Origin of the sequence: Bradyrhizobium sp. STM 3843 (assembly GCF_000239815.1) — a bacterium.
GTDB lineage: Bacteria > Pseudomonadota > Alphaproteobacteria > Rhizobiales > Xanthobacteraceae > Bradyrhizobium.
This window is the reverse complement of sequence record NZ_CAFK01000205.1, coordinates 1-9,654: the sequence shown is the minus strand read 5'-3', so window position 1 is coordinate 9,654 and position 9,654 is coordinate 1. Positions and strand designations below refer to the sequence as shown.

Annotated in this window: 9 protein-coding genes; 2 read left to right on the top strand and 7 right to left on the bottom strand. The window is 62.1% G+C overall.

Annotated features, from left to right (window positions below; translation table 11 throughout):
• Nucleotides 1-46 precede the first annotated feature (46 nt).
• The 5 genes from BRAS3843_RS22045 to BRAS3843_RS22025 all read right to left on the bottom strand — a co-directional run bounded on the left by BRAS3843_RS22045 (nt 47) and on the right by BRAS3843_RS22025 (nt 6,560).
• The gene (locus BRAS3843_RS22045) at nt 47-1,645 is read right to left on the bottom strand and encodes an ABC transporter substrate-binding protein (protein WP_008971265.1); all 1,599 of its coding nucleotides are present in this window, start codon (nt 1,643-1,645) and stop codon (nt 47-49) included.
• Between the two features lie 218 nt (nt 1,646-1,863).
• Complete coding sequence (locus BRAS3843_RS22040; RefSeq protein WP_008971264.1) at nt 1,864-2,943, bottom strand: BMP family ABC transporter substrate-binding protein; 1,080 nt, start codon at nt 2,941-2,943, stop codon at nt 1,864-1,866.
• Between the two features lie 75 nt (nt 2,944-3,018).
• Nucleotides 3,019-3,936, bottom strand: a complete 918-nt coding sequence (locus BRAS3843_RS22035) for an ABC transporter permease (RefSeq protein ID WP_008971263.1) — start codon at nt 3,934-3,936, stop codon at nt 3,019-3,021.
• Nucleotides 3,923-5,014, bottom strand: a complete 1,092-nt coding sequence (locus BRAS3843_RS22030; RefSeq protein WP_008971262.1) for an ABC transporter permease — start codon at nt 5,012-5,014, stop codon at nt 3,923-3,925. The genes BRAS3843_RS22035 and BRAS3843_RS22030 overlap by 14 nt, the downstream gene beginning before the upstream one ends.
• Nucleotides 4,998-6,560 carry an ABC transporter ATP-binding protein gene (locus BRAS3843_RS22025; RefSeq protein WP_035982437.1) on the bottom strand — a complete coding sequence of 521 codons (1,563 nt, stop codon included), beginning with the start codon at nt 6,558-6,560 and terminating at the stop codon, nt 4,998-5,000. Before BRAS3843_RS22025 ends, BRAS3843_RS22030 begins: the two co-directional genes overlap by 17 nt.
• Before the next feature lie 216 nt (nt 6,561-6,776).
• Here BRAS3843_RS22025 and BRAS3843_RS41910 point away from each other — a divergent pair, with 216 nt between their 5' ends.
• Together BRAS3843_RS41910 and BRAS3843_RS22015 are read left to right on the top strand one after the other, a co-directional pair.
• Nucleotides 6,777-6,974: a hypothetical protein gene (locus tag BRAS3843_RS41910; RefSeq protein WP_210161398.1), complete on the top strand. Its 198-nt coding sequence runs from the start codon at nt 6,777-6,779 to the stop codon at nt 6,972-6,974.
• Between the two features lie 146 nt (nt 6,975-7,120).
• On the top strand, nt 7,121-8,236 hold the full coding sequence (locus BRAS3843_RS22015; RefSeq protein WP_035982436.1) for a hypothetical protein: 1,116 nt from the start codon (nt 7,121-7,123) through the stop codon (nt 8,234-8,236).
• Between the two features lie 81 nt (nt 8,237-8,317).
• On the opposite strand, the gene BRAS3843_RS22010 is transcribed toward BRAS3843_RS22015, so the two are convergent.
• Both BRAS3843_RS22010 and BRAS3843_RS22005 read right to left on the bottom strand, forming a co-directional pair.
• The gene (locus tag BRAS3843_RS22010) at nt 8,318-8,848 is read right to left on the bottom strand and encodes a nucleoside deaminase (RefSeq protein ID WP_008971258.1); all 531 of its coding nucleotides are present in this window, start codon (nt 8,846-8,848) and stop codon (nt 8,318-8,320) included.
• Between the two features lie 172 nt (nt 8,849-9,020).
• The gene (locus tag BRAS3843_RS22005) at nt 9,021-9,650 is read right to left on the bottom strand and encodes a GntR family transcriptional regulator (RefSeq protein WP_063710317.1); all 630 of its coding nucleotides are present in this window, start codon (nt 9,648-9,650) and stop codon (nt 9,021-9,023) included.
• Between the last annotated feature and the right edge of the window lie 4 nt (nt 9,651-9,654).

Here is a 9,654-nt window from a genome sequence, read left to right as displayed (position 1 = left end):
TGCATAAAAGGCGTAGCAGCGCACGCCGCTCCGCCCTCATCTCCCGCTAATCCTTGACGTCGACGCCATAGAAGGTGTGCCGCCCGAATGGCGACAGCTTGAAGTCGACCACTCGCTTGCGGATAGGCTTCAATTGCACCGCGTGCGCGATGGTGAACCAGGGCGCCTGCTCCTTGAAGACCACCTGGGCCTGCGCGTAGAGTTTAGCCCGCTCGGCCTGGTCGCTGATGGTCTTGGCCTTCATGACAAGGTCATCGTACGGCTTGTAGCAGAACTTGGCGATATTCGATCCCGATGCCGATTGCGCCGAGGCGCAGCCGAGCAGGGTATGCAGGAAATTATCCGGGTCCCCGTTGTCACCGGTCCAGCCATACATGCCCATCTGATGTTCGCCGGCCTGCAACCGCTTGCGGTATTCGCCCCACTCGAACGTCTTGATCTCGGCCTTGACGCCGATCTTGGCGAGATCGGCCTGCATCAATTCGGCAATGCGCTTGGCATTCGGATTGTAGGGCCGCTGCACCGGCATGGCCCACAAATCTGTTTCGAAGCCGTTCGGCAATCCCGCGTCGGCGAGAAGCTTCTTGGCCGCCTCGGGATCATAGGGGTCGTCCTTGACGTCGTCGTTGTACGACCACATCGAGGGCGGGATCGGGTTCTTGGCGGCGATTCCGGTCGACAGATAGACGGCGTCGATGATCGCCTTCTTGTCGATCGCCATACTGATGGCCTTGCGCACGCGCACATCATCGAACGGCTTCTTTTGCGTGTTGAAGGCCAGATAGCCAACGTTGAGGCCCGGCTGTTCCAGGACCGTGACGTCCGGATCTTTTTTGATCGTGTCGATGTCGGCCGGATTCGGATAGGGCATCACGTCGCATTCGCCCTTCTGGAGTTTGGCCCAGCGAACCGATGCATCCGGTGTGATCGAATAGACGAGGTCGTCGATCTTCGCCTTGCCGCCCCAATATTGGGGGAACGCCTTGTACCGGATCACGGCGTCCTTTTGATACTGCACCAGATAGAAGGGGCCGGTGCCGATCGGATCCTGGTCGATCTTTTCGGGCGTGCCGGCCTTCAGCATTGCGTCGGCATATTCCTTCGACTGGATCGCCGCGAAAGGCATCGCGAGATCGGCGAGGAAAGGGGCTTCCGGCTGATTGAGCGTGACCTTGATCGTGTAGTCATCGATCTTCTCGACCGACTTCAACAGTTTCGGCAAACCCATGTCGCCGAAATAGGAATGGTTCGCGCTCGTCACCTTGAAATATGGATTGTCTTCCTTCCATTGCCGCTCGATAGAGAAGATGATGTCATCGGCATTGAAATCGCGCGTCGGCTTAAACGACTTGGACGAATGCCACTTCACGCCCTTGCGCAAGCTGAACGTATAGGTGGTGCCATCCGGCGAGATCGTCCATTTTTCGGCGAGGCCCGGCACCACTTGCGTGCTGCCGCGCTCGAACTCGACGATGCGGTTGTAGATCGGCTCATTGCCATCGAACGACGTTCCGGTCGTGTTGACGCCAGGATAGAAATTCTCCGGGCTGCCTTCCGAGCAGAAGATCAAAGTCTTGGCGGAAGCGGCCGGAGCGGCCACCAGCGTCGAAGCGCAGATGGCAGCAAGCAGGATTGATCTGTCCACAGCTGGAACTCCCGGTGAATTCTGTTGAGGCGGTTGACACAGGCGCGCCAATGATGCCTGCACGACCTTGCTATCGGGTGTTACGGCTGTCAATGGTGTCAGGGTAGCGCATCATCGAAGTTCGATGCAGATGATCTGGTGACACCTCGCATCGCCAAATACAATCCAACCTCTCCCCGCAAATAGCGGAGAGAGGTCGGGAATACGCTGTTCGTCCGCTACTTTCCAGGCAGCTTGTCGTCGACGCCTTTCACGTAGAAGTTCATGCTCAGGATCTGGCTGTCGTCGAGGTGATCGCCGCCCTTGCACTCCACTTCCTTGCCGTCCTGTCCGAGGACCGGGCATTTGAACGGATGCAGCTTGCCGGCGGTGATGGCGGCCTGGGTATCTTCCGCCAGCTTTTTCACGTCGTCAGGCATATTGGTATAGGGCGCCATCTCGAACATCTTGGAATCGAGCCCACCCCAGGTGTTCTCTTCCTTCCAGGTGCCGTCGAGCTCGGCCTTGACGCGCGCGATGTAGTAGGGCGCCCAGGTGTCGAGGATCGAGGTCAGCTGCGCCTTGGGACCAAACTTGATCATCTCCGAATCCTGGCCAAAGGCGAGCTTGCCGCGCTCCTCGGCCACCTGCATTGCCGCCGGGCTGTCGGTGTGCTGCATGATGATGTCGGCGCCCTGGTCGAGCAGCGCCTTGGCCGCATCGGCCTCCTTGCCGGGATCAAACCAGGTGTTCACCCAGATGATCTTGACCTTGATGTTCGGATTGATCGACTGCGCCCCGAGCATGGTGGCATTGATGCCGGAGATGACCTCGGGAATCGGGAACGAGCCGATATAGCCGAGCACGCCCGCCTTCGACATCTTCGCCGCGATCTGGCCCTGGATGTAGCGGCCCTGATACCAGCGGGCCGAATAGGTCGACATGTTCTTGTCGCGCTTGTAGCCGGTGGCGTGCTCGAAATGCACGTTGGGATATTTCTTGGCGACCTTCAAGGTCGGGTCCATGTAGCCAAACGACGTCGTGAAGATCAGCTTGTTGCCAGCGCGGACCAACTGCTCGATGGCGCGCTCGGCGTCCGGGCCTTCCGGCACATTCTCGAGATAGGTGGTCTCGATCTTGTCGCCGAATTCCTTCACCAGCGCCTGGCGCGCCAATTCGTGCTGATAGGTCCAGCCGAGATCGCCGATCGGGCCGAGATAAATGAAGCCGACCTTCAGCTTGTCGGCTGCAAGCGCCGTGCCGCCAACGGCAACGGAAAGGATAAGCGCGGCAGCCGCCGCCAAAAGTCTGTTCGCCATCATCGATCTCCCAAACGGTCGGGGTGGACTTGGAGAGCAACATGCAGCCCCGTTCGCATGCGCTCCGAATAGTGTTTATCGATCCGGCACGAACACGGTTCCCAGCGCAGCCGGCGCGGTCGAGCCGCCGGTCCGCGTCCGCGACAGCAGCACCAGCACGATGACGGTCGCGAGATAGGGCAGGGCCGACATGAATTGCGACGGAATGCCGATTCCGGCGCCCTGTGCATGCAGCTGCAGGATCGTGACCGCGCCGAACAGATAGGCGCCGATCACCAGGCGCGCCGGCCGCCAGGACGAGAACACGACGAGCGCGAGCGCGATCCAGCCGCGGCCGGCGGTCATGCCCGGGATGAAGAACGGCGTGTAGGCGAGCGGCAGATAGGCACCGGCAAGGCCGGCGCAGGCGCCGCCGAACAGCACCGCTAACAGCCGGATGCGCAGCACGGGATAGCCGAGCGCGTGCGCCGAGACATGATTGTCGCCGCAGGCGCGCAAGACCAGGCCCGCGCGCGTCCGGTACAGAAACCACCAGACACCGATGATCAGAGCGATCGACAAATAGACGAAGGCATCCTCGCCGAACAGGATCCGGCCGACCAGCGGGATATCGCTGAGGCCGGGAATGTGGAGATGTGGCGCGGTCGAGATGCGCTCGCCGACAAAACGCGCGCCAATCAGGCCCGACAATCCGATCCCGAGAATGGTGAGCGCGAGCCCCGTCGCGACCTGATTGACCGCGAGCCCCAAGGTCATCAGCGCGAAGATCAGCGACAATGCGGCTCCCGCAAGAATGCCGCAGAGGGCGCCCACGATGATCGAACCGGACAGCCAGGCGCCACCGAAGCCGCAGGCGGCACCGACGATCATCATCCCCTCGACGCCGAGGTTGAGCACGCCGGAGCGCTCGGTTACCAGCTCGCCGGTGGCCGCGATCAGAAGCGGCGTCGATGCCGCCAGCACCGAGAGGATGATCGCCTCAACCAGCTCCACGGTGCACCTGTCGTGACGCGGAGATGAGCCGGAAGCGATAGAGGATCAGGGAATCGCAGGCGAGCACGTAGAACAGCAGGATGCCCTGGAATACCTTGGTCACATCAAGTGGGATCTTCATGGTGATCTGGGCCTGCTCGCCCCCGATGAAAGTCAAAGCGAGAAACAATCCTGCAATTAATATTCCAACCGGGTTGAGCCGTCCCAGGAACGCAACGATGATTGCGGTGAAGCCGTAGCCCGGTGAAATGCCAGGCTGGAGGTGCCCGACAGGTCCGGCCACTTCGATGATGCCGGCGAGGCCGGCAAGGGCGCCGGAGACCGCGAAGGTCAGAAGGATCAACTGGTCCGCATTGAAGCCGCCGAACCGCGCCGCCCGCGGCGCTGCGCCGACCACCCGGATTTCGAACCCCTTGATGGTCCGGCCCAGCACGATGAAGGCGCCAGCGACGACCAGAAGCGCGATGATGGCGCCGAGATGCAGGCGTCCGCCTTCGATCAGCACCGGCACCGTTGCTACAGGATCGAACTCGGCCGTGGTCGGGAAATTGAAGCCGGCCGGATCGCGCCAGGGGCCGCGCACGAGATAGTCAAGCAGGAGGTCCGCGACATAGACCAGCATCAGGCTGGTCAGGATCTCGCTAGCGCCGAACTTGACCCGGCACAGTGCTGGGATCAGGGCGTAGAGCGCACCCGCCGCGGCGCCCGCCAGCAGCATGGCCGGCAGCACCCAATGGCCGGCCTCGGTGCCTTGGGTCTTCACCGCGATCCAGCTGCCGGCCACCGCGCCAATCAGGAACTGCCCCTCGGCGCCGATATTCCAGGCGTTGGCGAGATAGCACAGCGACAGCCCGATCGCGATCATCACCAGCGGCGTCGCCTTGACCGCGATCTCCTGCAGCGAATAGCTGTCGGTGAGCGGCGCGATAGAATAGGCATCGAGCGCGGCAAGCGGATTCTTTCCAAGAATAACGAAAAGCAGGCTCATGGTCACGATGGTGAGCCCGATCGCGATCAGTGGCGAAATCAGCGCAATCGTCTGCGAGCGCTCGGCGCGCTTTTCAAGCACCAGCTGCATGCGCCGGGTCCTTCCCATCGATACTGCTGCCGCCCATCAACAGGCCGAGTCTTTCGCGGGTCGCCTCAGAGCGCGGCAAGGCCGCCGACAATTGGCCGTGAAACATCACTGCAATCCGATCCGCGATCTCCATCAGCTCGTCGAGGTCTTGGCTCGTGACGAGCAGCGCTGCGCCCTGATCGGCCAGATCGAGCAGAGCCTGGCGAATAATCGCCGCCGCGCCGGCATCGACGCCCCAGGTCGGCTGGTTGACCACGAGCACCGCCGGGTTGCGCAAGATTTCTCGCCCCACAACGAATTTCTGCAAGTTGCCGCCGGAGAGGCTGGCCGCCTCGGGATCGCGCTTGGCCTTCCGTACGTCGAACGCTTGCGTGGCGCGGTCGACCGTCTGCAGCGTGGCTGCGGCATTGACGAAGCCATGCCGCACCATGTCGCCTGCCGCGTGACCTGTCAGCAGCGCATTTTCAGAGAGTCTCATGCGCGGGGCGGTGCCATGGCCGAGTCGCTCCTCGGGCACGAACGCCGCGCCCAGCTTGCGGCGATGCGTGATCGAAAGATGCCCGCAGGCGATGCCGTCGATGATGATGTTCCCCGGCTCCTTCACCGGCCGCTCGCCGGAAAGGGCTGCAAACAACTCGTCCTGGCCGTTGCCGGCAACGCCGGCGATCCCCAGGATTTCGCCGCCCTTTAGCTCCAGGGAAATATGCTGCAGGCTCACGCCGTGGGGATCGTCGGGCGGAAGGTTCAGGTCGTTGACGACGAGGCGCGGCACCGTGATGCGGCGTTCGCCTCTCGGTTTGACCTCCTTGACCTCCGTGCCGACCATCATCCGGGCCAGTGACGCTGCCGTCTCGAGCTTGGGATTGCAGGTCGCGATCTTCCTGCCGCCCCGCAGGATCGTGGCGGTATCGCAGAGCCGCTTCACCTCCTCGAGCTTGTGGCTGATATAGAGAATGGCGCGGCCTTCCGCCTTCAAGCGCTCGAGCACCACGAACAGCTGGTCCGCTTCCTGCGGCGTCAGCACAGCCGTCGGCTCGTCCAGGATCAAGAATTTCGGGTTCTGCATCAAGGCGCGTACGATTTCGATTCGCTGGCGTTCGCCGACCGAGAGCTGCCAGACCTCGCGCTTGGGATCGAGCGGCAGGCCATAGTCCCGCGCGACCTGTGCGAGGCGGGCTGAGATCGCCTTGAACGATTCCTTGCCGTCGAGGCCGAGCGCGACATTCTCGGCGACGGTGAGGTTGTCGAACAACGAGAAATGCTGGAACACCATGCCGATGCCAAGGTCGCGAGCCTGCGCCGGGCCGGACAGTGCGATTGCCTGGCCTTGCCAGCGCAACTCACCGGCGCTGGGCTGGATCAGGCCGTAGATGGTCTTGACCAGGGTCGACTTGCCTGCGCCGTTCTCGCCGAGCAGGGCGTGAATCTGGCCTGGCCAGATCTCGAGGTCGATGGAGTCATTGGCAACAAAGTCGCCGTAGCGCTTGGTCAAACCGACCGTCTGCAGGAGCGGGGTCCCGCGCACGGGTGAAACGACAGGCGGCACGTCAGACATTCTCTGGCACGGCTTGATCAAGAGGCTTGCCTCAATTGTGGGCTAATTTGTCCGCGCACGTAAGAGGTGAAAAGCGGCACTTCGTGCTTAACTTGTGCTCAGCTCATACTTTGGACCGATCGCGATCGGCCGCGTCGATCGATCGCACGGTGCGAGGCGGATCGCGGCCGGAATGTTGCAAATTTGCGACAGGCCTCGGAAATCAACTTGCTGCAGCAGGGCTGCTTGTTGGATGAGCAGCATCATCCAACGCGCAAGTTCGACAAATCGGAACATCGTCATGTCGAATTTCATGCGCTCCAGGCCGATGACGACGCGCGCAGAAATCCCAATAATGTGAACTACCAAGCAGCAGGTGCGATGCGACTCCGGTTGAGTTTCTCAATGCTGCTGACAGCTCATTAGTTGCATACAAGCCGATGCTATCCAGGCGCCATGGTGATGAAACCTGCAGCAGCGCCTGAAAAAAGATGAGGCTTCTCCCACCGGGCATATCGGCGCAACTCTCCGCTTAACAAATGTGATTGCTTCTTAACTCGGGGGTGCTGCTCATGACGTTTCGTCAAACAATCCTTGCGGCGGTAACATTGGCCGCTAGCGCGATAAGCGCGATCGGTACCGCTGCTGCGGCCGATCTACCAGTGAAGGCCGCCAAGAAGGCACCTGACCTGCCATTCTTCCTGGTCGTCGATGACCGGGTGACGTTCTCTTATATCTTTAACGCCAGCCAGCCGGGTGCCTGGACCGCGAACGGCAATGGCACGTTCAACGCCAAGACGACCAAGCAAGTTTACTCCTTTACCCATTTCGATATCTGGGCCTACGGTACGAACTTCTTTACGATCTCGCTGTTCAAATCGGACCATAACGATCCGGCCGGACCGTGCACCCAGACCGGCGGTATCGTGTCGCCCGCGGCCGGCTTCGCGTTCACTCCGGCGAGCTGCGCCGGCGCCACCGAAATTTACGGCCTGTTCCGCTCGACGTTCGGCTGGAATGAGATTTTCAATACCAAGGCCTTCACGATGGGGCCGCTGCACAACATCTCCTTCGAAGTTGGTATGGATGCCAACACCGAGAACCGGTATTTCGGGGCGGCCAAGCGTGACGTGGTCGCCGGTCTGCAATTCGCGTTCGACTTGCCCTACAAGGGATACTTCGACCTTGCTCCCTTGGTGTACTGGGAGTTCTACAACCATAACGGGTTCTCGCAGTGCGGCGCCGGCTGGATGAACCCCTGTCTCGCCGACGGCAACACCAAGTTCAAGCCGACCTGGGCGATCGAGACCAACTACTACATGGATCTCGGCTTCCTTCCCGAAAACATGCAGTTCTTCTCGATCTCCGGTCGCGCCGGCTGGTATGGCAAGAAGGGCAGCGACACCGAGCCGCTTCCGGTCAGCGTGGCCAATGGCGTCTACCCCACCAAGGTCGAGTTCAACTCCGAGCCGATCCGCCTGACCCTCGACGCTTCCAAGGCGATGTGGGGAGCGAAGTACAGCCACTTCGTCGACGTCTGGGTGGCCTATCGCTACTGGCAGAACAAGTTCGGCCTGGACCACAACAACGCGGTCGGATGCTCGGTTGCCGGTGGTGGCGGAACGCGCATCAGTACGGGCGCCTGCACGGAGTCCTCGCTGTACTCCGGTATCACGGTGAAGTTCTGATCGCCTGATCTCGCCGGTTCAAATAATGGCGCCGCGGTCATCCGCGGCGCCATCGTATATGAAGGCAAGATGCAATCGCGCTCAGCTCTGCCAGACTCCGGCGTGCACGGCTTCGGCTTCGTCCTCGAGCAGCGGTCCGATGATGTCCGTCGGCCGTTGCCCGCTCGCGAAGACCTCGCGGCAGGGCAGATCGAGCGTGGGGTTTTCCGGATGGTTGCCGGTGAGCGCGCGCAATCGGCGCTCGCTCAATCCATAGACCACGCGCCCGATGCCGGCCCAGTAGATGGCGCCGGCGCACATCGCGCAGGGTTCGGCTGACGAGTAGAGTGTCGCTTTCGCTCTGACGGAATCGGTCAGCGTGGTGCAGGCCTCGGTGGCAACGAGCCGCTCCGCATGCGCCGTTGCGTCACGCGCGGGCATGTAGCCGTTTTCCTTCTCGATCAGGACTCGGCCGTGCTCGTCGACCAGGATGGCCGCAAACGGATGGTTGCCGTGCGTGAGCGAGCTGCGGGCGACCGCATAGGAACGCCGCAAGAAATGTTCATCGCGCTCCAGCGACCCGGGCGAGCCGATGCCGGCTCGCGTGCCTCCATCCGCGTGTTGCTCCTCCATCGATCTCTCCGCTGCGGCATGACAAACTAATGTTGCGCTCCTTCTGATCGCACCGCAAGCCCGCGCCGCCCGGATCGAAGGCGAGCCCGCGAGGCGCAACTACCTAGTCGAATAAGGACCGGAGGCAGGGCGGCAAGCGCGAGCCGTCGGATCGATAGGCAACGTCAAGCGCTCACGCGATCCGCAGTGTGAGCTCGCTCGCTTCTGTCTCGGCAAAGCCGGCTTGGAGGACCTCTTCGCGCTTATGCCGGAGATGCGTCCGCAGGATGTGGGAGAGGCTGACGCCGTCGCGCCTCTGGAGCGCGTTCAGGATCGCTTCGTGCTCCTGGACGGCCAGGGCCCAGCGTTGCGGCGTCATCGGCGTGACATAGCGCGCGCGTCGAATGCGCGCGGTCACGGAGGCGTAGAGTCCTGCGAGCGTGGGATTGCGGGCGCCAGTGACGATGGCCTCGTGAATGGCGCGGTTGCCGCGGTAGTACTGGATCAGATCGCCCTCGCGGAAATGCTGCACCATTGCCGCATGCGTTGCGGCAATCTGCTCGATCTCGCTGTCCGTGATGCGCTCGCAGGCGAGCTCGCCGGCGAGTGCCTCCAAGCCCTGGCAGACCTCGAACAGGTCGCGCACGTCCTTGTCCGTCAGCTTCGCCGCACGAGAGCCGCGATGAGGCAGCAGCTGCACCAGGCCCTCGGCGGCGAGCACCTTGAGCGCTTCGCGCAGCGGTGTGCGCGAGATCTGCAGCCGCTCACACAGGTCGCGCTCGGGAATTCGGGCACCCGGGGTGATTTCGCCGTCGAGCAGAATGGTA